Here is a 23553-nt window from a genome sequence, read left to right on the forward strand (position 1 = left end):
TATGGCACGATGTTCTAGGATGCCGGGATGACGCGCATTTTGGAAACCGATCTTTACCCGCCGGTGAAGGCATTCCTGACAAAACAGGGATATGAGGTGAAGGCGGAAGTCGGCGCCGCGGATGTGGTTGCCCGGCGCGGCGAGGAAGACCCGGTGATCGTGGAACTGAAGACCGGTTTCACATTGGGCCTGTTCCACCAGGCCGTCGAGCGTCAATCGGTCACCGATGCCGTTTATGTCGCCGTGGCGCGAGGCTCCGGACGGCGGTTTCAGCAGTCTCTCAAAAACAATCTTGCGCTCGCCCGGCGGCTGGGACTTGGAGTGATCACCGTGAGGCTCTCCGATGGTTTGGTTGAGGTGCATCTCGACCCCGCGCCCTATGCGCCGCGCAAGTCCAGGCGGCGCAAGGAACGGCTCCTGAGAGAGTTTTCCCGCCGCGTCGGCGATCCCAACACCGGCGGGTCGACGCGGGTTACACTGGTGACGGCCTATCGGCAGGATGCGATCCGATGCGCACTGCATCTGAAGGACAACGGACCGAGCCGTGGCGCCGATGTGGCGAAGTCGACCGGGATCGGCCGTGCAACGAGAATGATGGCGGACGATCACTACGGCTGGTTCGAGCGCGTCGAGCGAGGCGTCTACGCCCTGACCCCCAAGGGGCTGGAGTCCCTTCAGGACCACAAGGAGGAGGTCGGTTAGGCGGTTGCGCGTGCGTTATCCGGTTGCCGTCCAGGGAACGATCTCAAGCTCCGGCCAGAGCCTTTTCATCCGCTCCGCCTTTTCCTCGTAGGTCTCCCGATTGTTTAGCGCATGGTTCGGCACCAGCCGCATGCCGAACAGGTTCGCGAGGCCGAAGGGGGCATGGAGTACGATCCCGCCGTCCGGGCCAAGCCGGGCAGCCACCGCATGGGTACGCGCGGCATAGGTGGTCAGCGCGTCCATGGAACAGTCCAGCGGCCGGTAGGGCCTTCCAAAACGCTCCTCGTACCACAGGTGAACGCGGGCCTGGTTGCGCACTTCCAGCAGGTTGGTCAGTTGAGGCAATGCGGCATTGACCTTGCTGATGACGCTGTCCTCCGCCGCGTAGGAAAGATCCGTTCCATCAAAATAGATGACGTCGAAATCCTTGATCCCGTGGAACAGCGGGCGGTTGGTGAGGATGTTCCAGACGGTCTGATAGATCCCGCCCGAGACCAGCCAGGCATCCGGCAGGCTCACATCCAGGACGGCCATCAGGATGTCCATGACATGGGGAACGCCTTGCAGGAGGTCTTGCAGTCTCGCCAGCCGTTCCTCTTCGCTCGCCGCGTATGGATCGCCCAGACGGGCATCCGCGCCGAACGGTCTGTTGTTGGCGGCCGTTGACGTCATAAAAGGCTCCCTTCGTGCCCGCTTGCCGTTTCCTCACTCGTGGAAGCTTCGACTCACCATTGCTGGCTATTGTCCGAGTTGGTGGCTTCACGGAGTTGTGTGCTAGGCAAATCCTTTTTTAAACTGGATCGACTCATATCTAGAATGGAGAGGGTGAACGGGTTGCGCTTTGACCGGAACCCCTTTTTCAAGGAACACGACAAGGTCGAGGATACCTCATGGAACAGACGTCTCAGTCTATTCGGCCCGCGATGCGCAGGCTCGCGATCACGCTCCTTTCAGGAAGTGCCGTGATTGCTGCTGTCACCCTGCCGTCCCACGCGCAGTCCGGCCGGCCCGATACCCGCAAAATGACCTGCGCTCAGGTCCAGTCGACCATCAAGCAGCGCGGCGCCGCAGTTCTGGCAACCGGCCAGTACACCTTCGACCGCTATGTGGCCGACCGGAGTTTCTGTGAACGAGGACAAATCCTGAGAAACGACTACGTGCCTTCCCGGGACAACGCCAAGTGTTTCGTTCAACGATGCGGGCACCGGCCGAGTTTCAACAACAACTGACCTCCGCAGCCAGCGGCCGGGCGGCCCGGTGACCTATCCTCTCAGGACGCCACCGGTCGCCTTTTCCACGTTGGCGACGATCTTCTTCGCCACGGCGTCGATTTCCTCGTCCGTGAGGGTCTTCTGACGCGGCTGGAGAAGAACGTCGATGGCAACGGACTTCTGATCCTCCGGAACGCCCTGGCCCTGGTAGATATCGAACAGGGTGACGTCCGCGATCAGGCTCTTCTCCGCGCCGCGCGCGGCCTTGAGCAGCGTTTCGGCCGAAATGTCCTTACTGACCAGAAACGCGAAGTCGCGCCGCACCGGCATCAGGTGGCTCGCGTTCAGAGCGCCCTTGGAGCGGCCGCCCTTGCTTTTCGGCTGCGGCAGCGCATCGAGGAAGATCTCGAACCCCACCACCGGTCCCTCGACATCGAGCGTCGCAAGAGTGCGCGGGTGAATTTCGCCGAACACGGCAAGTGTATTCTTCGGGCCGAGCTTCAGGCAGCCGGAGCGCCCGGGATGAAACGTGTCCGGAGCGTCGGTATAGACCTGCAGCTTCTCGACCGGCGCGCCGATGGCGGCAAGCGCGGCCTCGGCATCGGCCTTGGCGTCAAAGACATCGACGTCGTCCGAGGCGCCCGACCAGTGCCGTCCGGCACCCATCATTTTCGCGGTGCCGCGCCGGACCCCGGCGGCGACGGTTTTCTGACCTTCCGGCGTATCGTCCAGGAACACCTGGCCGACCTCGAACAGGGCGACATCGCCGAAACCGCGGTCTGCGTTGCGCTGGGCGGCCAGGAGCAGTCCGGGCAGAAGGCTGGGGCGCATGTCGGACATTTCGGTCGAGATCGGGTTGGCCAGCGCCAGCGCCGCATTGCCGCCGCCGAAGTGCTCCGCATGCTCCTTCGCGATGAAGGACCAGGTGACCGCCTCGTTGAAACCGCGCACGGCGAGCGCCCGGCGGGCCTTGTCGCGGCGGATCTGTCCGGGCGTCAGCACCTTCTGGCCGACCGTTCCGATCCGCGGCAGGGGCGTCAGCGGAACTCGGTCGAGACCGATGATGCGCACCACTTCCTCGACGATGTCGGCCTTGCCTTCGATGTCCGGCCGCCAGCTTGGCGCGGCCACCTTGACCGTGTCGCCGGCTCCGGAAATCCAGAAGCCGAGCGCCTTCAGGGTGACATTGGCCTCGGCAGTGGTCACATCGACGCCGGAAAGACGCTTGATTTCGGAATAGGGGAAGTCGACGATGTTGCTGTGGTCCGGCACGGAGCCGGCCTGGATCGCCTCGGACGGTTCACCGCCGGTGAGGTCAAGAACCATGCGGGTCGCGTACTCCAGACCCGGCATCATGTAGTCCGGATCGACGCCGCGCTCGAACCGGTAGCGGGCATCGGTGTTGACGCCGAGCTTGCGGCCGGTCGCGGCGATAGCGTCCTCGTCCCACAGAGCCGATTCGATCAGTACGTTGACGGTCTCCTCGGTGCAGCCGGACGGTTCGCCGCCCAGAATGCCGCCCAGGCTCTCCACACCGTTGTCGTCGGAGATTACGCAGATCGTGTCGTCGAGTTCGTAGGACTTGCCGTTCAGGCCCTCAAGCGTCTCGCCGGCCTTGCCACGGCGGACGACCAGATTGCCCTTGACCTTGTCGGCATCGAAGACGTGCAGCGGACGCCCCTGGTCGAACGTGATGTAGTTGGTGATGTCCACCAGGATGTTGATCGGGCGGAGACCGATGGCGGTCAGCCGGTCCTGGAGCCACTTCGGCGAGGGGCCGTTCTTGACGCCTTTCACCATGCGCAGTCCGAACGCCTTGCACATCGGCTTGGTGTCGCCGAAATCGAGCGTCACGCCGACCGGGCAGGCATAGCTGCCGCGGATCTGTTCGTGGGAGCGTTCCTTCAAGGTGCCGAGCCCGGCCGCGGCCAGATCGCGGGCAATGCCGTAGACGCCGGTGCAGTCCGGCCGGTTCGGGGTCAGGCTGATTTCGATCACCGGCTCGTCGAGCCCCGCCCATTCGGCGTAGGCCATTCCGACCGGCGCGTCCCCGGGCAGGTCGATGATGCCGGTATGCTCGTCGGAAAGTTCCAGCTCGCGCTCGGAACACATCATGCCGAAGCTTTCCACGTCACGGATCTTGCCGACGGACAGCGTCACATCGAGGCCCGGAACATAGTCGCCCGGTTTGCCGAGCACGCCGACCAGGCCCGCGCGGGCATTCGGCGCGCCGCAGACAATCTGGATCGGGTCGCCTTCGCCGGTATCGACTTTAAGAACGCGGAGCCTGTCGGCGTTCGGATGCTGTTCGGCTTCCAGGACCTTCGCGATCCGGAACGGTTTCAGCCGGTCGGCGCGGTTGGTCACTTCCTCGACTTCCAGCCCGATCATGTTGAGACGTTCGACGATCTCTTCCAGGCCGGCATCGGTCTCCAGGTAGTCCTTGAGCCAGGAAAGGGTGAATTTCATTTTTCGATCTCTTCAAACTTGAGGCCGCGCTTCAGGGCGGCGAAACGAGCGATGGACGTCAGTTGCCGAGCCGGTCGACTTCGGGAATGACGGTCGCGTCCGAGTAATTGTGGGCAAAGCGGCGGCCGATTTCGCTGAAATCCTCCGTCCAGCGGCGAACCATCTCCGGCGTGATCTGCTGGTTGGTGGCAATCGCCTGGGCGGCTTCCGTCTCGATCCTGTCGCGCAGAATGCCAAGCTCCACCTGAGCCGCGTACTCGGCGCGGTATTTGCCGAGCCAGCCCATGGCCACGATCACCACCATCACCAACAGCGCCGCGCTGCTGGCAAGGGCGGCCCATTTCGCCGTGCCGCCGATGCGCCGGTCGCCGGCGATCAGCACGATCGAGGCGATGGTCAGGAAGGCGACGATGTAGATGGCCTGAAGAAAGCTCTGGTATTTTTCGGCGGAGCTTGCCTCGTGATTGGCTCTGAGCCGCGTGATGCGGTCGCGTAGATAGAGCAGCGCATCCGCCTCCGTACCGAGCTTGTCGCGGAAATAGGTGTCGCAGAACCGGAGCCGGCCGCGGCTCTCGATCTTTTCAGCGCAGGCTTCCATGAAGGATGTCGGCACCTTCACGCGCGCGTCCCTGTCGGATGTTGGGGCTGTTGACGAGGGTGACTGCTCCGTGGCTCCGACGGAAGCCGGTGCGTTTCCGTCAGCGCTCTGCGCGGCCGCTGGAAGGGCAGCCATCAGACAGAACGTGGCGGCAAGGATGAAACGGGTCATGAAAGACATGGACTGCTGGCCCTCAACGGATCCGGTAAGTTAACTGGACAGACCGCCGAACAGGGTCGGCAGGTCGAGCGGGCGGAAGCCGTAATGCTGGATCCAGCGCACATCCGCGTCGAAGAAGGCGCGCAGGTCCGGCATGCCGTATTTCAGCATGGCGATCCGGTCGATCCCCATGCCCCAGGCAAAGCCCTGGTAGACATCCGGATCGAGACCGCAATTGCGGATCACGTTCGGATGCACCATGCCGCAGCCGAGAATCTCCAGCCAGCCCTCGCCCTCGCCGATCTTCACTTCGCCGCCCGACCGGTCGCACTGGATGTCGACTTCCATTGACGGCTCGGTGAAGGGGAAGAAGCTCGGACGGAAACGCATCTTGATGTCGTCCACCTCGAAGAAGGCCTTGCAGAATTCCTGCAGCACCCATTTCAGGTGACCGAAATGGCTTTCCTTGTCGATGACGAGGCCTTCCACCTGGTGGAACATCGGCGTGTGGGTCTGATCGCTGTCGCAGCGGTAGGTACGGCCCGGAATGATCACGCGGATCGGCGGTTCCTGATTGCGCATGGTCCGGATCTGGACAGGCGAGGTATGGGTCCTGAGCAGGAGCCGCTCGCCGTCTTCCTTCTCGTTGAAGAAGAACGTGTCGTGCATCTCGCGCGCCGGGTGGCCTTCCGGGAAGTTGAGCGCGGTGAAGTTCAGTTCGTCCGTCTCGATGTCCGGGCCCTCGGCGATGGAAAAGCCCATGTCCGCGAAGATCGCGGTCAGCTCGTCGATTACCTGGCTGACCGGGTGGATACGTCCGGTATCGGCGGGGGAGGGGCGCAGCGGCAGGGTAACATCGACCTTTTCGCTGGCCAGGCGGCTTTCCAGCGCGGCCGCCGCCAGAACCTCCTTGCGGGCGGCGATGGCATCGGTGATCTTGGCCTTGAGGCCATTCAGCGCCGGTCCCATGACCTGGCGCTCGTCCGGTGTCATCTTGCCGAGCGTTTTCATCTGCTCGGAAATCTTGCCCTTCTTGCCCAGGGATTGCACCCGGACCTCTTCCAGGGCGGTTTCGGTTTCGGCGCCCTCGATGGCGGCCAAAAGATCGGATTCAAGTGTGTCGAGATTGGACATGCGTGCTCGGGTTCAGGTTCGCGCGAAACGCGCGCAGGGGTGTCGAAACAGAAAGTCGGGGTCTTTTAGCGAATAATGCCGCCGAATGCCACGGCCTGAAACGCATTATTGCGTGAGATCCCGTGTGATCGGAAAGAGCCGGAAGGAGGCCGCGTTAACGCGTAAATCGTCCGCAGGCGGGGCCCTGGCGGTCGAACACACGCACGGCAGCGCGCACGCGAAGGGCGCGGACGAGCGGACCGGAAAGGCCGATATGTGCTGTGCTCAAGATCATGGCGCGCACTTTACCCCACAAGGGGGGGATGGCAAGCGGAAAAGAGGCAGTTTCCGGCAAGTGTCGGCGCACTCAGCTCTCAAGAGCCCTGCTTGCCATTGCATCCGCTCCTTCCGCCCGGCCGATGGAACGGTGCAATTCCTCCTTCAGCCAGTCGCCGAAAGCCTTTTTGGCCTTCGTCCCGGGGGCGCTGCGGCCGCTGATCAGCCAGTAGGACAGGCCGGTTGCCGGCCTCTGCGGAAAGGGGGCGACGACCTGTCCGGCCTGGACCGCATAGACCGCCAGCGTTTCCCACGCGAGAAAGACCCCCTGGCCGGCAATGGCCGCGTCGAGGCACAGGGAGCCGTCGGAAAAGGTCGGACCGTCCTGAAGGATCGCCTCGTCGAGGCCGAAGAGATCCAGCCATGTCCGCCAGGAATAGACCTGGCCGCGATCGCGGATGACCGGCAGCTTGCCGATATCCGCCGGTTCCCTGAATTGCTCGGCGAGCGCCGGGCTGCAGACCGGGAAGACGCGCTGGCTCAAGAGCCGTTCTGATTTCAGGCCGGGATAGGGGCCGCGTCCGACCCGGATACACAGATCGACATCGCTGGTGTCCGGGTCGACCAGATCGACCGTCGCCTCGACCCGGACCCGGATACCGGGATGGGCCTTGTTGAAGCTTTTCAAATGCCAGACCAGCCACTTGCCCGCAAAGACCGGTGCGACGGAAATGGTCAGGGCGTCTTCCCGGCCCCGTTCCGTCGTCGCAATGGCGGTGGCCAGAGAGGTCATCGCCGAAGTCAGATGCGGCTGCATCGCCAGAAGACGCGGGGTCGGCACGAGCAGCCTGTTGCGCCGTTCGAACAGCTGAACCCCGAGCTGGGCCTCGGTCTTCTGCACCTGCTGGCTGACGGCGCCCGCCGTCACACCGAGTTCCTCCGCCGCCGCCTTGAGCGATCCGAGCCGGCCGGTGGCTTCGACGGCCCGAAGGCCCGCGAGATGAATGCGGTTCAGGTTTTTCATATTAGAAAGTCTAAATTGAAATTCAGAAGAAGTCGATTTTTTAAGCCGGAAACAAGCCTTATCTTTCACGGGAAGCTAAATTCAAAAAAAGGAATTTGGCCATGAGAAAAACAATAAAAAGGAGATTGAACCTCATGATGAAACTGTTTATGCGCCGCCAGTTCAGAGCCCGTCCGGAAGGTGCTTACGACCGGACCGACCCGCTGTCCCACCCGGCGATCCAGCGCATGACCCCGAGGGAACTGGCGGATTTGCCGTTTAACAGGCGGTGATCGGTTAAGCCCGGTCGGAAAAGGGGCGCGTTTCACGGGATGTTGTGATCATGCAATGATCCGCTTGAATTTGTCGTCCCGGTCTTGGCTTACGCCAAACCGGGACGACAAGTGGAGAGGCGGGAAGAAACTTGTGTCAGTTCTCTTCGGCAGGTGCCGGGCATCTCAAACCGCCACCGGGACCCGGTCCGCGTATTGCGCGATGCCGTTGCCGAAGGACCAGTTTTCGGTCTTGGTCTCCACCAGATTGATGAAGACATCCTCCGCTCGAACGCCGACCTCATGCACCAGTCCCTTGACGATGCGCGCGAACAGGGCCTTCTTTTTCTCCTGGCTGCGGGTGTCGCTGACGGTCAGCTGGATGATCATGAGATCGTCGGAGCGGGGAATGTTCATATAGTGGCGGCCGAACAAGAAATCCTCCCGCGCATGTTCGGTGATCGTCATGAACTTGTCGTCCTGGGGCACGTCGAAGGTCTCGCGCATGGCCTGGTAGATCTCGTCCAGGATCGCGGCTTTCTGCGCGGGGCTCTTCGATCCCTTCATCAGGGATACCTGGGTAAGCGGCATGTCGTCCTCCATCGGTCGGGGTTGATGGGAGAACGATACGGCGGGTCCTTAAATTAGAAAAACAAATCTTTGATATTTCAAAAATTCGAATTACAAATGATGAGATGAGCGATCTCGACATGGACCTTCTGCGCGTCTTTGTGCGCGTCGCCGAAACCGGCAGCTTCACCAAAGCCGGGCAGTTGACCGGTGCCAGCCAGTCCGCCGTCAGCCTGAAGATCAAGAAACTGGAAGACCGCTTGGGGGATATGCTCCTGAGCCGTTCGCCGCGTTCAGTCCGGCTGACCAGTTTCGGGGCCCGCTTTCTGAACGACGCCCGCAGCCTCATCGACCTGCACGACCGGGTCGCGTCGCGCGCCTTGGGGGCGGAAACCCGAAAGCAGCTTCTTCTCGGCATCAGCGATCATGCCGCGGGCGCCGGCCTGCCCGGCATCGTCGCGGCACTCGGGCAATCCCTGCCAGAGTATCGCCTTCATGTGTCCGTCGGCCTGTCGGATCTGCTCTACCGGGATTTCCGGGCCGGCCTTTTCACGGCGGTCATGATCCGCTCGGAGGATGTCGGCGTTCAGGGACGCGTCGCTTTCGAGGACGATCTCGTCTGGACGGCGTCGCGGGACTTTCACTGGGAAATGGGCGATCCCTTTCCGTTCGTCGCCTTGCCGGACGGCTGCGCGTTGAGACGTTTTGCGCTCCGGGGCCTGAAGGAGGCAAACATCGACTTCGAGGACGTCTTCACCGGCACGGGCGTCGGTGCCGTCCAGGCCGCCGTTTCCGCCGGCCTCGGCATCGCCTGCCTCGACCGCCGCAACATCCCGCCCGGCAGCCGCGATGTCGGCGGTCTCTATGCGCTGCCCGATCTGCCGAAAACGATGATGGTCTTGTTTTGCCGCGAGGACGATATTGCGTCGGCGATCCTGAAGGCGTTTCAGCATCATTCATAAGACTTGACCTGGAGTTGCTCCAGGCTCCTAAAGTCTTCTTCTCAACGGGAAAGAAGCGCTCATGCGGATATCGGAAGCCTCCAGCAAAAGCGGCCTCAGCGCCGATACCATTCGCTTTTACGAGAAAACCGGTCTCGTCCCGGCAATCGCGCGCGGGCCGGATGGGTTGCGCCGTTTTTCACCTGAGAACGTCGAGTGGCTGACCCTTTTGTACTGGCTCCGCAAGACCGGCATGCCGATGCAGGAAATGCAGCATTTCGCGTTGCTCTACCGGCAGGGAGCGCAAACCCTGCCGCAACGCAGGGCCGTGCTTCTTGAGCATGAAAAGCGCCTGCGGCGGCGGCGGGACGACCTCGACCGGTGCGCGGATGTGCTTGCCGTGAAACTCGCGGCTTATGACAGGATCGAAGGAGACCAACCATGAACATAGTCGTCATCGGCGCCGCGGGCGCGATCGGGCAGGCGGTTTGCGCCGAACTGTCCGGCCGCCACAAGGTTATCACCGCGGGCCGCACGTCCGGCGATTTGAGGGTCGACCTGGTGGATGAGGCAAGCATCGAGGCGATTTACCGCCAAGCAGGGCCGTTGGACGCGGTCGTCTGCGCGGCAGGCGAAGTCGAATTCGGCCGCCTCGCCGAAATGACCGGAGAGAAGTATCTCTTCGGTCTGAAGAACAAGGTGCTGACCCAGATCAATCTCGTTCTAAAGGGCCTGAAAGCGCTGAACGACGGCGGATCCTTCACCTTGACCAGCGGTATTCTGGACCGGGATCCGATCCGGGTCGGGTCCGGTTCGGCAACCGCGAATGGCGCACTGGCAGGCTTCGTCAAAGCCGCCGCCATCGACATGCCGCGCAGCCTTCGGATCAATGTCGTCAGCCCCGGCCTTCTCGAAGTCTCCGCCGACCGCTACGGCGCGATCTTTCCGGGACACGACCCGGTGTCGTCGAGACGCGTCGGCCTCGCCTACGCCAAATGCATCGAAGGCGGTCTGACCGGACAGATGGTGCCGGTGGACTGACGCTCAGGCTGCCTGGCTCAGGCCTTCTTCACATATTCCGTGAGAATGACGATCCGCTGGTCGTTGACCCGGCCCTCGATCTGCGCCGGGTTGTCGGCGACCAGGCTGATGTTGCGCACGGCGGTGCCACGCTTGGCGGTGAAATTGGCGCCCTTGACCTTCAGGTCCTTGATCAGGGTGACCGTGTCGCCGGAACTGAGCACGGCGCCATGGGTGTCCTTGTGAACGACTTCGGCGTCCTCGGCGGATGCGGGAGCGTCCAGCCCGGCCTTCGCCCAGGCGAGAACCTCGTCTTCCAGGTAAAGCATGTCGAGAAGATCTCGGGCCCAGGCTTCTCCCGGCATTCTTGAAAGAAGGCGGTAGGCGGTAACCTGAACGGGGGGTACCTGGCTCCAGGCGCTCTCGTTGAGGCAGTGCCATTGGCTCGGATCGATCTCTGTCGCGCCGGTGATCTGATCGGCGCATTCGGTGCTGACGAGGATCGACGTGGCCGCCGTTCCGTCCGCGTCCGGGCCGACCTCCAGGAGAACGAGGGCGTCGGTTGCGCCGCTGAGTTCGCAGATATCTCCCGCGCGGTCGCGGACGTCCTGTTCAACGGTCATGGTCTTGCTTTCTGCTTGAAGCGTGGGCTGGACGGTTCGATCTGGTCTCTAGTGGGTCAGCCCGCTCGACGGCCCTTCGGGCCTTACTCTAGCGTGCGTTCGACGCTCGCAAAGGTCCACCGGACCTTTGCGTCGGGCGAAGTCGGACCGCGTCTCACTCATCCATCTTCAGGGCTTGAATAAACGCCTCTTGCGGGATCTCGACCTTGCCGAACTGGCGCATCTTCTTCTTGCCGGCCTTCTGCTTTTCCAGAAGCTTGCGTTTACGGGTGGCGTCGCCGCCGTAACACTTCGCCGTCACGTCCTTGCGCAGCGCGGCGATTGTCTCGCGCGCGATCACCCGGCCGCCGATGGCCGCCTGGATCGGGATCTTGAACATGTGCCGCGGGATCAGGTCCTTCAGCTTCTCGCACATGGCCCGGCCCCGGCGCTCCGCCTGGCTGCGGTGCACCAGCACAGACAGCGCGTCCACCGGTTCCTCGTTGACCAGGATCGACATCTTGACCAGATCGCCGGCCCGATAGTCGGAAATCTGGTAGTCGAAGGAGGCGTAGCCCTTGGAGATTGACTTCAGCCGGTCGTAGAAGTCGAAGACCACTTCGTTGAGCGGCAGGTCGTAGGCAACCATGGCCCGCGAGCCGACATAGGACAGCTCGACCTGGATGCCGCGCCGTTCCTGGCACAGCTTCAGGATGCCGCCGAGGTATTCGTCCGGCGTCATGATGGTTGCGCGGATCCACGGCTCGCGGATTTCGGAGATCTTGACCACGTCCGGCATGTCAGCCGGATTGTGCAGGTCGATATCCGATCCGTCGGTCATGGTCATCTGGTAGACAACGGAAGGCGCGGTGGCGATCAGGTCCAGATCGAATTCGCGCGACAGCCGCTCCTGGATGATTTCCAGGTGCAGAAGCCCGAGGAAGCCGCAGCGGAAACCGAAACCGAGCGCGGCGGAGGTTTCCATCTCGAAGGAGAAGCTGGCGTCGTTGAGGCGCAGCTTGCCCATTGCGGCGCGCAGGTCCTCGAAGTCGTTGGCATCGACCGGAAAGAGACCGCAGAACACGACCGGCTGGGCCGGTTTGAAGCCCGGCAGCGGCTCGGCGCAGGGTTTCTTGTCGAGCGTGATCGTGTCGCCGACGCGGGTGTCGGCCACTTCCTTGATCGACCCGGTGATCACGCCGATCTCGCCGGCGTGCAGTTCGTCGACCTGCAGGAATTTCGGCGTCATGACGCCGACCCGGTCGACGTCGTAGGAAGCGCCTGTTCCCATCATCTTGATCTTCTGGCCCTTCTTCAGGGAGCCGTCGATGATGCGCACCAGAACCATGACGCCGAGGTAGGTGTCGTACCAGCTGTCGACCAGCATGGCTTTCAGCGTGTTCTCCGGATCGCCTTCAGGCGCGGGCAGCTTCTCGACGATGGCTTCCAGCACGTCGTCCACGCCGAGGCCGGTCTTTGCCGAGATCATGCAGGCCTCGGACGCGTCGATGCCGATCACATCCTCGATCTGTTCCTTGATCCGGTCCGGTTCCGCCGCCGGCAGGTCGATCTTGTTCAGGACGGTGACGATCTCGTGGTCGTTGTCGATGGCCTGATAGACGTTGGCGAGCGTCTGGGCTTCCACCCCTTGCGAGGCGTCCACCACCAGAAGCGAGCCTTCACAGGCCGCCAGCGAGCGGGACACCTCATAGGCGAAGTCCACGTGGCCCGGCGTGTCGATCAGGTTCAGCGTATACTGCTGGCCGTCCTTGGCGTTATAGATCAGGCGTACGGTCTGGGCCTTGATCGTGATGCCGCGCTCGCGCTCGATATCCATCGAATCGAGCACCTGTTCGGTCATCTCGCGGTCGGTCATCGTGCCGGTCATCTGGATCAGCCGGTCGGCCAGGGTCGACTTGCCGTGATCGATATGGGCAACGATGGAGAAATTTCTGATGTTGGAAAGCTTCTGCGTCGTCATGGCCGCCCGTTTACCACCGCATTTCGGTTTCCACCAGAAAATTGCGCGTCGGCACGGCGGAAATCTGGTGGTTTTCGTCCGTTGACGGTTGCGGTGCCGCATACGGCAAATGGGCGAGCAGGAGACTGTCCCGGGTGGGATGTCGTAAATCTATGGTTTCCCGGCGAATGTTCGCTCGAAATGAATCACCGGGCATGGTATCTGTGTATTGTAAAAAATAACGATGGATAACTTTATGGTTGTTCGCGACGCCGCCCCGCAAGACGTTCCTTCGATCCTCGCCATTTACAATGGTGCGGTCCGGGACACGACTGCTGCCTGGACAAGTAAAGAGGAAACGCTCGACGAGCGCCTGACCTGGTTCGAAGACCGGCAAAAACAGGACCTTCCCGTACTGGTCGCCGCAGATGGCGACAGCGTGCTGGGATTTGCAAGCTACGGACCGTTTCGCCCGCGGGAAGGGTACCGGTTCACGGTCGAGCATTCGGTCTACGTCGCCCCTTCAGCCCGTCGCCAGGGCATCGGGCGCAGCTTGCTGGAACATCTGGTCCAGATCGCGGAAGCCCGGAACTTTCATCTGATGGTCGGCGTGGTCGACGGCGCAAACGACGCATCCATTGCCTTGCATGAAAAACTCGGCTTCGAAGTCTCCGGCCGCCTGCCGCAGGCGGGCACCAAATTCGGCCGCTGGCTGGATCTGGTTTTTCTGACCAGGGTCTTGAACCCCGAAGCTGCAGCCCCCGCCGGCCGACCGGACTGAACGAGCCTTGCCCGATCAAACGGCGGGGGATCACACCGCTGCCTATGCTGCTTGGCTGTGCCCGCAGCAGGTGGTGCAGATTGCCGAAATGTGCCTGTGATCGGTCCCGCAGCAGCCGCCGACGACGCGGACCCAGGGCATGGCGTCCAGTATCGCGGCATATCGGATCGCCAGGTCTTCCGGATCGCCGCTGTCCAGCTCTTCGGCGGCATCCAGTTCTTCATGGCTCATCTGCGAGGCGTTCGCCCGGATCCCGCAGATGCGCTTGACCCATTCGCCGCCCTGGTCAAGGACCTCGGCGAAGTGTGCGGGATGCGCGCAGTTGATCATGTAGTAGGCGACCGAACCGTCCGTCGCAGCGTCGACGGCCTGAATGGCGTCGCCGAGATCGACACCGGACGGCAGGCGGCCGTCGGTCTCGACGGTGAACGAGATGACGCAGGGAATGCCGATGGCCTTGGCGGCGATCGCGACGCCTGTGGCCTCCGGAACATTTGTCATTGTGACCGCGGTGACCAGGTCCGCGCCGCTCTCGCAGAAGACTTCGATCTGCCGGGCGTGGTAGTCGCAGGCTTCACCCGTGCTCATGACGTTTCCTGCGACATACCCGTCGCCGCGAGGGCCGATGCAGCCGCTGATGGCGAACGGGCTGACTCCGGTCTGAAATTCCAGGGCAAGCTCCTTCATGGCTCCGATTGCGTCACGGTTGGCGTTATCCAACGCTTCGGCGGAGTATCCAAGCTTCTCCGCCCAGTCCGGATTCGAGCGCCATGTCGGGCTTTCCAGAACGAAACCGGTGCCGTTCAGGGCCGCGATTTTCGCGTAGGGCCGGTAATAGTCGAGAAGCTTCGCGCGTCCATCCCGCGTCTCGAGAAGCGTGAAAGAGGCGAAGTAGGGAAGGTCGATGCCCTCCAGGAAAATCAGGCTCGTCTCGATCCCGCCATCGGTCAGAAATATCTTGTCGGACAGATGGGGAAGTAGATTCTGTGACGTACTCAACTTTTTATCCAATCTTGTGAAAGAGAAAAAATCCCCCGCGTTCTCTTTGCGTAAACGCGAAGTGCCCGGAATGTGTTGGTTTGAGCCGGCGGGGTCTACAGTACTTGCGGTATAGTTGGCGGGATAAGATCACGGGAAGTGATGTCGGTCACACTTCTTCCCGGATCGCTCCGTTATCAGCTGAGCTTCGCAGCGGAAGATGATGCAGTGCACTCCGCGAAGGTCGGAAGAAGGCTCCGGGAGACAGGAAAATGGACAGGAATACCGGCGCGAGAAAGCGGATCATCGAAGCCGCGCGGAACGCGGTTCTGGAAAAAGGGTTCGGAGCGACCTCAATCGAGGAGCTTTGCGCCGAAGTGAAAATAACCAAGAGCGGGTTCTTCTATCATTTCAAGGACAAGGGCGAACTGGCGAGGGCCCTTTTGGAAGAGTATATCGAGGAGGAGGAACGGTTGTTCGACCGGCTCTTCGATCAGGGAAAGGAACTCGCCGACGATCCTCTCCAGGCCTTTCTGACCAGTCTGAAACTGCTTGCGCGCATGGTCGAGGATCTGCCCGCGGGTCATCCGGGCTGCCTTGTCGCCACCTATTGTTACCAGGAACGGCTGTTCGATCGTCAGGTGCGCGAACTGAACCGCAAGGCGGTTCTGTCGTGGCGCGCGCGTTTCCGCGCCGCGCTCGACGAAATCGCGGAGCGGTATCCACCCAAGGAGGAGATCGATCTGGATGCCCTGGCCGACATGGTGTCGACCATTCTCGAAGGCGGCATCGTCATGTCGAAAGCGCTGGCGGTTCCAAGTGTTCTGCCTCAGCAGGTGCTGTTGTTCCGCAACATGATGAGAGCGATGTTCCTGCCCGATGCCCAGCTTTCGCGAGCCGCCGCCGGAGCATAGGGGTCTCTGTGGTCCGACGCTCTAATCGGCAGCCAGAACCGTCCGGCAGTCCTTCGGCAGGGCGGACAGGGCCATGGGGCGCTTCTTGACCACCTTCTTCTTTTCACCCGGCTTGGGCGGGTTCTTGGGAACCCAGGGTTCGTCAGACAGCCAGTAGGTCAGGTGTTGGCCGCAGCCGTCGCCGGCCGGCGGCGGGTTCTGGTCCTTGCAGCCGACGCTGCCTTTCGGGCAGGAAAGCCGGACGTGGAAATGATAATGGTGCCCCCACCAGGGGCGAACCTTGCGCAGCCAGGCGCGGTCCCGGCCCGTCTCGAACTTGCAAAGCGCCTTCTTGATCGTCGGGTTGACGAAGATCCGCGCGACCCGCTTGTCCGACGCGGCCCGGCGGATCAGCCGGGCGTGGGTGTCGGACCATTTCTTGGGGTCGACCCGCCGGTCGGCGCCTTTGACATCCAGGGGCCCGATCAGCATGGAGATCGCGGAGATCTTCTCGCGCTCTTCCGGTGTCAGACGTTTTTCCGGCATTTCCGTCAGCCAGATATCGGCGTCGAGGCCGATCTGATGGCTGGCATGGCCGGAGAGCATGGGCCCGCCGCGCGGTTGGGCGAGGTCGCCGACCAGAAGGCCGTTCCAGCCCACCTTGGGTGCATCGGCGGCCAGATCCTTCAGATAGTCGATCAGCGCGGGATGGCCCCAGTTGCGGTTGCGGGACAGCCGCATGGCCTGCCAGTTGGGGCCGTCCACCGGCAGGGCGGCACCTCCGGCCAGACAGCCCTTGGCATAGGAGCCGATCGAACGCGCCTTCAATGGCGCGGGTCCGGCGGCGGCGCCGAAATAGTCCTTGGCAGGAAGATTGGCGTAAAGCACCAGCTTCGGCTTTTCGGCAATATACCCCTCTGGCACAGCTCGTTTCTTGGCTGGTACGGGAACGCCGGCCACAGGTTCGTTTTCCGGTGCGGCCTCAACTATCGTACCCCGGAAGTCGCCCGGCTTGGACTGGGGAACGGGCAGGGTGGCCGCGACGCCTTCGGGCAGGCAAAAGACAAAGGCCATGACGCAAACCAGTCCGGCGAGAAATCTCTTTCCGGTGTCAGATGCGCCTGTCCGCGCCGGTTTGGACCGATTGTTCACCTGGAACCCTCATGTACCGGTGCCTTCGGGTTTTCCGCCGGCAAAGGCCGGCGGAAAAGTCTCAAGCAGCATGCACCAATTCGGCTGCCGGCGCATCCGCTTCTTCGCTCTCCAGCTGAGATGTCAACAAATCGGCCAGGTTATCCAGAAGGACCGTGTTGTCGCGGATGATCCGGTCGGCAGCACCGTTCAGCGCGATGATATTGCCGGGGCGGGCATTGTCCATGTCCTCGGCCTCCGGCGCTAGCGTCGTATCCAGGCGGTGATAGGTGACGCCTGGCAGTTCGTTGAACAGGTGGCTCGCCTGGTAGGCCGCCGTCTGGGTCTGACCGTCGGAGAAGATCGACAGGATCGGAACGCCCTTGGAAGGCTGCATCCAGCCGAGCGCACCCCAGCCGACCGCGTCCCGATAGGAAAAGGACCGTTCCGGCGCCCGTCCGGTGCCGAGCGACAGGATCACGATCTCGTCTTCGCCCCAGCCGAGCTTGCGGGCTTCCAGATAGGCGGCGATCGCCGGGTCGTTCATGAAGACGCCACCGTCGACAAGCGCTTCCTCGCGTTTCCGGCTGAGGTTCTCGATCCGCGCCGGTTCGAAGTAGGAGGGGGCCGCCGTGGTCGCGCGCACGGCCTGCCAGAAGTAGTAATCGTCCGGCCGGCTGCCGTTTTCTTCCAGACCGTTGGTCATGAAGACGGCGCGGCGCTGTTCGATGTCATAGGCGGTCAGAACCAGTTTTGTGAGCGCACTGGCCATCGAGGTCCAGCCGAAGCGCTCCTTGAGCAGCTTTTCCAGAGGACGGGCATCGTAGGTTTCGTCGAAAAGCCCAAGTGGATTGGTGACGGCGCGGGCGAGCCTTGCGCTGATGGAATGCTTGAAGATCTCGCGCGCCTCCCGCTCGTAGAACAGGCGCAATTCGGCAATGGTCGCGGCCGCTTCACCGCTTGTTCCGCCGGGGCGCGGCGCACTCAGGCCCGCGGCGATCAGGCCGCCGGTCGAGGTGCCGGCCATCAGGTCGAAGGCCTGGTGCATCGGCAGATCGACGCCTCGAATGCTCAGCCGGCTTTCAAGGGCTTCGAGTACACGCAAAGGTATCAGGCCGCGCACGCCGCCGCCGTCAATGGAAAGAATGAAACGCTTTTTCTGGGCCATGGTTCGTCCCCGGAACTGGTCAATTCTGGAAGGGCAGAGCTTTTGAATGGCGAGTTAAGCCCCCCATCCTCGCTCTGGTTCTAATGATTATGCGGTGATTAAATGTTTGCTACCAAATGCGACATGGCAATGGCAGAAAAACAAAGTCGTTGCTGAATCTGCAAAGTTGGCATCCAAGTCGTTAACCGGAATTCTGTCCTCTGTCATTTTTGACAGGGATGGTTGACCGTGGAGCGCTCCGCTGAGAGCCCTTTATCCCGAGGGCGGTTTCAGAATAGGATCGCTGCGACTTAAATACGAAAACGGAACCATTCATGAATATCGATCTGCTTCGCCGTCTTTGCGAAACTCCGGGAGTACCCGGCCACGAACATCGCGTGCGCGACTTGATTGAGACCGAGATCAAGGGCTTGTTCGATGAGGTGACAGTCGATCCGATGGGCTCGCTCCTGTGCCGGCGCGACAGCCGCAAGGCGCCGAAGAAGGGCGATCCGAAAAAGATCATGCTTCTGTGCCACATGGATGAGATCGGTTTTCTGGTCTCTCATGTCACCGACAAGGGATTCCTGCATGTCCAGCCGGTCGGCGGCTTCGATGCGCGCAACCTGTTTTCCCGCCGGGTTCTGGTCACCACCGACGAGGGCGATCTGAAGGGAGTGATGAACCCGGGTGGCAAGCCGATCCATATTTCCTCTCCCGAAGAACGCAAGAAGGTCCCCGAGCCGAAGGACTTCGTCGTCGATCTCGGCCTCGGCGAGAAGGCGAAGGACATCGTCAGGGTCGGCGACATGGTGACCATGGACGAGCCGCTGATTGAAATCGGCGACAAGGTCGTTTCCAAGGCGCTCGACAACCGCATTGCCTGCTGGCTCGGCATCGAGGCGCTCAAAGGCCTCGGCAGGTCGAAACACGAAGCCGAAATCCATGTCGCCTTCACCTGTCAGGAGGAAGTGGGCCTGCGCGGTGCGCGCACGGCGTCCTTCGCGATCGCGCCGGATATCGGCCTTGGCATCGACACGACGCTGTCCTGTGATACGCCGGGCGTTCCCGAACAGGACCGCACCACGGTTCAGGGTGCTGGCTTCGGTCTTCACGTGAAGGATTCAAGCTTCATCGCCGACCGTGAGCTGGTCAAGGAAATCGAGACACTGGCGGAAAAGGAAAAGATCCCGTTCCAGCGCACCATGCTGGCCGCCGGAGGCCAGGACGGCGCCGCCGCTCAACAGGCTGCCGCCGGCGCCAAGGCGGTCGGGATCGTTGTCGGCACGCGCTACATTCACACTGTGACGGAGATGATCCACAAGACCGACCTCCAGGCGGCCCTGGACATTCTGGTGGCTTATCTGAAAAAGGCTTGAGGTCGGCTGTATCACCGGCCTCCCCGACCTTGCGCAGCCCCGGCCTTCTGCCGGGGCAGTTTGTAAAGGAAATCGATTGGCCCCGGCTTAGGGCTAATTGGCGTTAACTTTGGCCGTTAGTTTCCCACTCTCCACAGTCTTCCCGGACGGGCTGCCAAGATGCGGATGGGGAAACCAAAGCAAACGCAAAGGGGTTTGGCTTCAGATCCCGGCTCGCGCTCCGCTGGGCCGGGATGACGCTGAGAGGCGATAGCGGCAAGGGAGCCAAAGTTAGCGGCCACAAGCACAAGGCCGGGACGGCAGGCGATGTTTGGTTTCGGCGGTCCTAGGCCGTCAAACCCAACAGGCTCGACACCTGCTCGCCGGTTCCCACGTAAAGTTCGCTGACGGAACTGCTTTCGTAGCTGAACGACCCGTTGCCGAAGGTTCCCTCGATGTCCGAGGCGCTGGCGGTGCTCACGGACAGGCCGGTGTCGTTGTCGTAGGACACCCGCTCGAAGGAGACGAACTGCGCGGTAAGCGTTTCACCGCCGATTTCCGCCTCGATGGTGGTCGTCGAAATCGTCGCGCTTTCATACGAAATGGAAGCAGCGGATCCCGTGTCGTCGTCTTCACCGAGGGCGGCTTTCAGCTGGCTGGCGGCTTTCTGGTAATCCTCGACGGTCGCCAGCGCGCCGGGCTTGTCGTCGTCGCCGTCTTCGCCTTTGCCCTTGGCGACGGCGTCCTGAAGGGCGGCGATGACCACCGCATCCTTTTCGGCCTTGTCGCTGGCGGCTTCCAGGAGGCTGACGGCGGGCGAGCCCTGGGCGTCCTTGTGATGCCCGTTGCCGCGGCCGATTTCATGCCCGCGTCCATGACCGTGGCCGTGCGCATGCCCGTGGCCTTTGGGGCCGCGATGCTCTCGTTCGGTATCGGAACTGGAAATGGACGCCGAATAGAGACTCGTGCTTTGAGTCGTCGTCTCGATGGAGATCTGCATGGTCTTGCTTCCTGGCAGTCAACGGACCTTCCTGGTCCTGAAAAAGTCCGCCTACCATAATGCAAGCCGGTTAACAGGCGATTAACCTATTGAGGCTCCACATCTAGATGTCGCCGTCACGGCCATGGAAGATGGCCTTGAGAAACCGGCCGGCCAGAACCATGCCGCGTTCGTCGATCGAATGACCGAGGCCCGGAACCTCATGAAGCTCCGTTTCCACACCGGCGCGGCTGAGTGCGTTGTAAGCGGCTTCGGCGTGATAGCAGGGAACGACATCGTCTTCCGTGCCATGCACGATCAGAACGGGGCTTTCCGTCATGATGTCCGAAAGCCGTTCGGCGCCGGGGAGCAGTCCGGAAAAGCCGAGCAACCCTGCAGGCGGGATCTTGCGTCTGAGACCGGCCTGAAATGTCATCATCGCACCCTGGCTGAACCCGACAAGTGCCAGGGACCGCTCATCGAGGCCCAGTTTCTCAAGCTCGTTGTCGAGAAAGCGGTCGAGGTCCGCTTGAGCGGCTTCCGCGCCGATCCGGTACTCTGCCGGCGTACGCGTCTCCAGGGCGAACCATTGCCGTCCGCCGAACATCTCGAAAGGCAGGGCTTCCGGTGCGTCCGGGGCGACGAAGGCCGCGTCGGGAAGAACACTCTGCCAGGCGCGGCCGAGATCGATCAGGTCGGCCCCGTCCGCGCCGTATCCGTGCAGGATCACCACAAGCTGTCTGGCGGGCTCACCGGACGCCGGTGCCAGCCGGGGTCCGTTCAGGGGTAGGGTCACGATTTCGTCTGCCGGGGGTTCGAGGATCAGGCGCTGTCTGTGTGAGGTTTTCGAAGCTGAAAAACAAGCCCGTGGACTTTCTCCCCAAGTTCATGACGTAAAACGGCGCGTTTTTCCTCGACATAGATCAACCCGGCGGTTTCCGAGCAGCGGCGCAGATACTCCGGCGAATGAGCATAGCGGCCGGTCGCGTCGACGCGGTAGTCCGTCTCCGGGTCGTTCTCCAGATGCTCGACACTGGCAACGAGCAGCCCGCCCGGCTTGAGAGCCTGGGCAAGGGCGGTCATGAAGGGGTGAAGGTCGCCGATATAGCAAAGAGTGTCGACACAGAGCGCGAGATCGAACTGGGTTGGCAGATCGGCTTTCAGAAAGGCAACCAGTTCGCCTTCCAGAAGGAAGTCATAGACCTTCAGCCCGCCTGCCTTCTTCAGCATGCCGGGGGAAAGATCGATGCCCGTCAATCGCGTGCAATGGTCCCGGACAAGCGGGCCGCAGAGACCTGTTCCACAGCCCAGGTCGACCACGTCCTGAAACGGCGCCCCGTTGGCCTTTGCATGGTTGACCACCTCCTCGGCCACAAGCTCCGGGGCCTTGTATCCAAGCCGGCCGAGGACCTCGTCGAATGTTGAGGAGAAACTGTCAAAGTGGGTTTTCACGTAATCTTCGGGCGCGATGTCGAGATTGTCGCCGCGCACGGCGGCAAGCTGATAGCGGGCAACTTTGTTGTCCGGGAAAAGCTCGACGATTTTTTCCAGATGCGACTGGGCTCGCTCCTTGCGTCCGAGCGCACACAAGACCCGGGCATGCCAGACCGGATCGTTCCAGACGTCCGAGCCGAAATCCAGGCAGGTTTCGATCGCATCCGCGGCTTCTTCCGTCTTGCCGGCAAGCATGAGAGACAGGCCGTAATTGTGCCAGGCGTGCGGGTTTTCGGGGTCGAGACGAACGATCTCCGCCAGCACCGGCAGGAGGTCCTTGTTTTGGGTCGCCCCCTGCAAAAGCACATTGATGTTGCGCCAGGCTTCGTCATGGCGCGGTTCCAGTTCGACGGCGCGCACGTAAGACATGAGCGCTTCCTCGTCCCTGTTGCCGAGCTTGAGGATATTGCCGAGATTGTTGTAGGCGCCCGCGTTGTTGGGGTTTTTCTCCAGCGATTTGCTGATCAGTTCGATCGCATTGTCCGCATGGCCGGCGTTGAAATGCAGCATGCCGAGGAAGTGCAGGCCGTCCGGGTGATCGGGATTGGCTCTCAACACATCCAGGTAAGCGTCCTGTGCGGTTTCCAGATCGCCGGCCTGATGGGCTGAAATACCTTCCTGCAATCGTTCTTCAATATTCATTGTAACACCTGACAAATAAAAAAGGGCGGTCAAACCGCCCTCGCTTTCAAAGACCAGGATGTTACCTTACAGGACTTTCAGATCCTGGGCCACCATCTGGCCCCGGCGCCAGGAGCTGTCGAATGCGACCAGCTGACCCTCTTTCAGGGTGTCGATGCCGGACTGGCGCAAGGCTGAGATATCGACGAGAATGTCTTCTCCGTCTTCCGGTTCGATGGTGCCGACACCGCGGCCCTGATCGAACCATTTCACGTTTCCATGTTGCATGGAGTTTTCTTTCCGTTTTATGCATCAAGGCGATTAATCGGCATTGATAGCCGCGATTTTCAACGTCTTGATGACAGCGTTGATTATAATACTAAAGTACTCGTCAGCCCCCAGAAGGAATAAACGCCGAATGCAGCAGAGTTACGTAGCTGCTTCTCGCGATGGAGCAGATCCTGATCGGCTGGGGTCTGGTTTCCTGGCTACGAAGCGCAGGATTTAGAGAAGTATCTCTAAGTATGGTAATGAATTTGTTAATTTCAAGACCGTCGGATGAAACGCACGGTGCTCTAACGGCTCAATTCGCCGAGTATAACATACTTGAGGATGTCAGCGACCTGTTCCGACGTCTCGGCAACCGCGAGCGCGGCCGCGTCAACCTCCTTGAGCGGATGGGTCAGGGCAGGATCGTGAATGACGATCAGCGATTTGCCGAGGGCCGCCGCATAGCCGGCGTCGAAGGCGGCGTTCCATTGCTTGTACTGCTCGCCGAAACGGACGACGACGATATCGGCCTTTTCGATCAGCGTGCGGGTCCGGATCGCGTTGACCTTGGCGCCCTTGTGATCGTACCAGAACTTCTTGTCCTCGCCGCCCAGAATGAAGGCGCCGCAATCGTCGCTGGCCGGGTGATCCGTGACAGGGGCGGAAAATTCCACCGGAAGGTTCAACTCCCCGGCCCGGGCCATGATCGGGTCCCGCCAGTCCGTGTGGATTTCGCCGGAAAGATATACGCGCCAGGTGGTCATGGATCCGCTCGTGAATTCGGGGCTTGCGAGGTGAGGGCACCTCGGTCTTCGGAAGTGGGGAGAACCTAACCCAGGCTTGCCGGCGCAATCAAGACGGTGGGGGAGATTGTGGGAAAGAGACGGACGAAACGATCATCCTGACATACTTCCAGCACACAGGGGCCTACTCGCCTTTCGCGACGGCAACGGCCTTGATCTTCCCAATATCGATCTGGAAATGAGTGAGGCCCGAAACTCCGCT

General features: G+C 61.6%; 25 protein-coding genes. 9 read left to right on the forward strand and 16 right to left on the reverse strand.

Annotated elements, in window-relative coordinates; all coding sequences use genetic code 11:
• Positions 1-27 precede the first annotated feature (27 nt).
• Complete coding sequence (locus tag JF539_RS00440) at positions 28-702, forward strand: DUF2161 domain-containing phosphodiesterase (RefSeq protein ID WP_207138007.1); 675 nt, start codon at positions 28-30, stop codon at positions 700-702.
• 15 nt (positions 703-717) lie between these two features.
• Here JF539_RS00440 and JF539_RS00445 read toward each other — a convergent pair whose 3' ends face one another.
• Positions 718-1374, reverse strand: coding sequence for a nucleotidyltransferase family protein (locus JF539_RS00445; RefSeq protein ID WP_207138009.1), 657 nt, complete (start codon positions 1372-1374; stop codon positions 718-720).
• 218 nt (positions 1375-1592) lie between these two features.
• On the opposite strand from JF539_RS00445, the gene JF539_RS00450 reads away from it, so the two are divergent.
• A complete protein-coding gene (locus tag JF539_RS00450) occupies positions 1593-1931 on the forward strand; it encodes a hypothetical protein (protein WP_207138011.1) in 339 nt (112 codons plus the stop codon).
• A 33-nt stretch (positions 1932-1964) separates the two neighbouring features.
• On the opposite strand, the gene pheT is transcribed toward JF539_RS00450, so the two are convergent.
• The 4 genes from pheT to JF539_RS00470 form a co-directional block, all read right to left on the reverse strand.
• Entirely contained in the window at positions 1965-4382 is a 2418-nt protein-coding gene (pheT, locus tag JF539_RS00455) for a phenylalanine--tRNA ligase subunit beta (RefSeq protein ID WP_207138013.1), read from the reverse strand.
• Between the two features lie 58 nt (positions 4383-4440).
• Complete coding sequence (locus JF539_RS00460) at positions 4441-5151, reverse strand: hypothetical protein (protein WP_209016936.1); 711 nt, start codon at positions 5149-5151, stop codon at positions 4441-4443.
• 39 nt (positions 5152-5190) lie between these two features.
• Positions 5191-6273 carry a phenylalanine--tRNA ligase subunit alpha gene (gene pheS / locus JF539_RS00465; protein ID WP_207138017.1) on the reverse strand — a complete coding sequence of 361 codons (1083 nt, stop codon included), beginning with the start codon at positions 6271-6273 and terminating at the stop codon, positions 5191-5193.
• Between the two features lie 346 nt (positions 6274-6619).
• A complete protein-coding gene (locus tag JF539_RS00470) occupies positions 6620-7552 on the reverse strand; it encodes a LysR substrate-binding domain-containing protein (protein WP_207138019.1) in 933 nt (310 codons plus the stop codon).
• A 134-nt stretch (positions 7553-7686) separates the two neighbouring features.
• Between JF539_RS00470 and JF539_RS00475 the strand changes: the two genes are divergently transcribed.
• The gene (locus JF539_RS00475) at positions 7687-7824 is read left to right on the forward strand and encodes a hypothetical protein (protein WP_207138021.1); all 138 of its coding nucleotides are present in this window, start codon (positions 7687-7689) and stop codon (positions 7822-7824) included.
• Positions 7825-7989: 165 nt separating this feature from the next.
• On the opposite strand, the gene JF539_RS00480 is transcribed toward JF539_RS00475, so the two are convergent.
• Complete coding sequence (locus tag JF539_RS00480) at positions 7990-8394, reverse strand: tautomerase family protein (protein WP_207138023.1); 405 nt, start codon at positions 8392-8394, stop codon at positions 7990-7992.
• Between the two features lie 104 nt (positions 8395-8498).
• Here JF539_RS00480 and JF539_RS00485 point away from each other — a divergent pair, with 104 nt between their 5' ends.
• The 3 genes from JF539_RS00485 to JF539_RS00495 all read left to right on the forward strand — a co-directional run bounded on the left by JF539_RS00485 (position 8499) and on the right by JF539_RS00495 (position 10355).
• Positions 8499-9335 (forward strand): LysR family transcriptional regulator, encoded by an 837-nt coding sequence (locus tag JF539_RS00485; RefSeq protein WP_207138025.1) that lies wholly within the window; start codon positions 8499-8501, stop codon positions 9333-9335.
• Positions 9336-9396: 61 nt separating this feature from the next.
• Positions 9397-9759 carry a MerR family transcriptional regulator gene (locus tag JF539_RS00490; RefSeq protein WP_207138027.1) on the forward strand — a complete coding sequence of 121 codons (363 nt, stop codon included), beginning with the start codon at positions 9397-9399 and terminating at the stop codon, positions 9757-9759.
• Positions 9756-10355: a short chain dehydrogenase gene (locus tag JF539_RS00495; RefSeq protein WP_207138029.1), complete on the forward strand. Its 600-nt coding sequence runs from the start codon at positions 9756-9758 to the stop codon at positions 10353-10355. Before JF539_RS00490 ends, JF539_RS00495 begins: the two co-directional genes overlap by 4 nt.
• A 17-nt stretch (positions 10356-10372) precedes the next feature.
• Here JF539_RS00495 and JF539_RS27540 read toward each other — a convergent pair whose 3' ends face one another.
• Entirely contained in the window at positions 10373-10957 is a 585-nt protein-coding gene (locus JF539_RS27540; RefSeq protein ID WP_207138032.1) for a PhnA domain-containing protein, read from the reverse strand.
• A 154-nt stretch (positions 10958-11111) separates the two neighbouring features.
• Positions 11112-12917 carry a translation elongation factor 4 gene (gene lepA, locus JF539_RS00505; RefSeq protein ID WP_207138035.1) on the reverse strand — a complete coding sequence of 602 codons (1806 nt, stop codon included), beginning with the start codon at positions 12915-12917 and terminating at the stop codon, positions 11112-11114.
• A gap of 235 nt (positions 12918-13152) precedes the next feature.
• Between lepA and JF539_RS00510 the strand changes: the two genes are divergently transcribed.
• Positions 13153-13677 (forward strand): GNAT family N-acetyltransferase, encoded by a 525-nt coding sequence (locus tag JF539_RS00510; protein WP_207138037.1) that lies wholly within the window; start codon positions 13153-13155, stop codon positions 13675-13677.
• 42 nt (positions 13678-13719) lie between these two features.
• On the opposite strand, the gene JF539_RS00515 is transcribed toward JF539_RS00510, so the two are convergent.
• Positions 13720-14676 carry a homocysteine S-methyltransferase family protein gene (locus tag JF539_RS00515; RefSeq protein WP_209016937.1) on the reverse strand — a complete coding sequence of 319 codons (957 nt, stop codon included), beginning with the start codon at positions 14674-14676 and terminating at the stop codon, positions 13720-13722.
• Positions 14677-14927: 251 nt separating this feature from the next.
• Between JF539_RS00515 and JF539_RS00520 the strand changes: the two genes are divergently transcribed.
• Positions 14928-15569, forward strand: coding sequence for a TetR/AcrR family transcriptional regulator (locus JF539_RS00520; protein WP_207138048.1), 642 nt, complete (start codon positions 14928-14930; stop codon positions 15567-15569).
• Between the two features lie 21 nt (positions 15570-15590).
• Here the strand turns inward: JF539_RS00520 and mepA are convergent, their stop codons facing one another.
• Positions 15591-16622 carry a penicillin-insensitive murein endopeptidase gene (gene mepA / locus JF539_RS00525; RefSeq protein ID WP_207138050.1) on the reverse strand — a complete coding sequence of 344 codons (1032 nt, stop codon included), beginning with the start codon at positions 16620-16622 and terminating at the stop codon, positions 15591-15593.
• Between the two features lie 139 nt (positions 16623-16761).
• The gene (locus tag JF539_RS00530; protein WP_207138052.1) at positions 16762-17847 is read right to left on the reverse strand and encodes a patatin-like phospholipase family protein; all 1086 of its coding nucleotides are present in this window, start codon (positions 17845-17847) and stop codon (positions 16762-16764) included.
• Between the two features lie 314 nt (positions 17848-18161).
• Between JF539_RS00530 and JF539_RS00535 the strand changes: the two genes are divergently transcribed.
• Positions 18162-19205, forward strand: coding sequence for a M42 family metallopeptidase (locus JF539_RS00535; RefSeq protein ID WP_207138054.1), 1044 nt, complete (start codon positions 18162-18164; stop codon positions 19203-19205).
• Between the two features lie 325 nt (positions 19206-19530).
• On the opposite strand, the gene JF539_RS00540 is transcribed toward JF539_RS00535, so the two are convergent.
• From JF539_RS00540 to JF539_RS00560, 5 genes are all read right to left on the reverse strand, one after another.
• Positions 19531-20184: a hypothetical protein gene (locus tag JF539_RS00540; protein ID WP_207138056.1), complete on the reverse strand. Its 654-nt coding sequence runs from the start codon at positions 20182-20184 to the stop codon at positions 19531-19533.
• Positions 20185-20287: 103 nt separating this feature from the next.
• The gene (locus tag JF539_RS00545) at positions 20288-20959 is read right to left on the reverse strand and encodes an alpha/beta hydrolase (RefSeq protein WP_328809180.1); all 672 of its coding nucleotides are present in this window, start codon (positions 20957-20959) and stop codon (positions 20288-20290) included.
• A 26-nt stretch (positions 20960-20985) separates the two neighbouring features.
• Positions 20986-22299: a tetratricopeptide repeat protein gene (locus tag JF539_RS00550; protein WP_207138058.1), complete on the reverse strand. Its 1314-nt coding sequence runs from the start codon at positions 22297-22299 to the stop codon at positions 20986-20988.
• A gap of 66 nt (positions 22300-22365) precedes the next feature.
• Positions 22366-22566, reverse strand: a complete 201-nt coding sequence (locus JF539_RS00555) for a cold-shock protein (RefSeq protein ID WP_207138060.1) — start codon at positions 22564-22566, stop codon at positions 22366-22368.
• A 287-nt stretch (positions 22567-22853) separates the two neighbouring features.
• Positions 22854-23312 (reverse strand): YtoQ family protein, encoded by a 459-nt coding sequence (locus tag JF539_RS00560; RefSeq protein ID WP_207138062.1) that lies wholly within the window; start codon positions 23310-23312, stop codon positions 22854-22856.
• Positions 23313-23553: the final 241 nt, after the last annotated feature.

Source organism: Roseibium aggregatum, assembly GCF_017309185.1.
Classification (GTDB): Bacteria; Pseudomonadota; Alphaproteobacteria; order Rhizobiales; family Stappiaceae; genus Roseibium; species Roseibium aggregatum_B.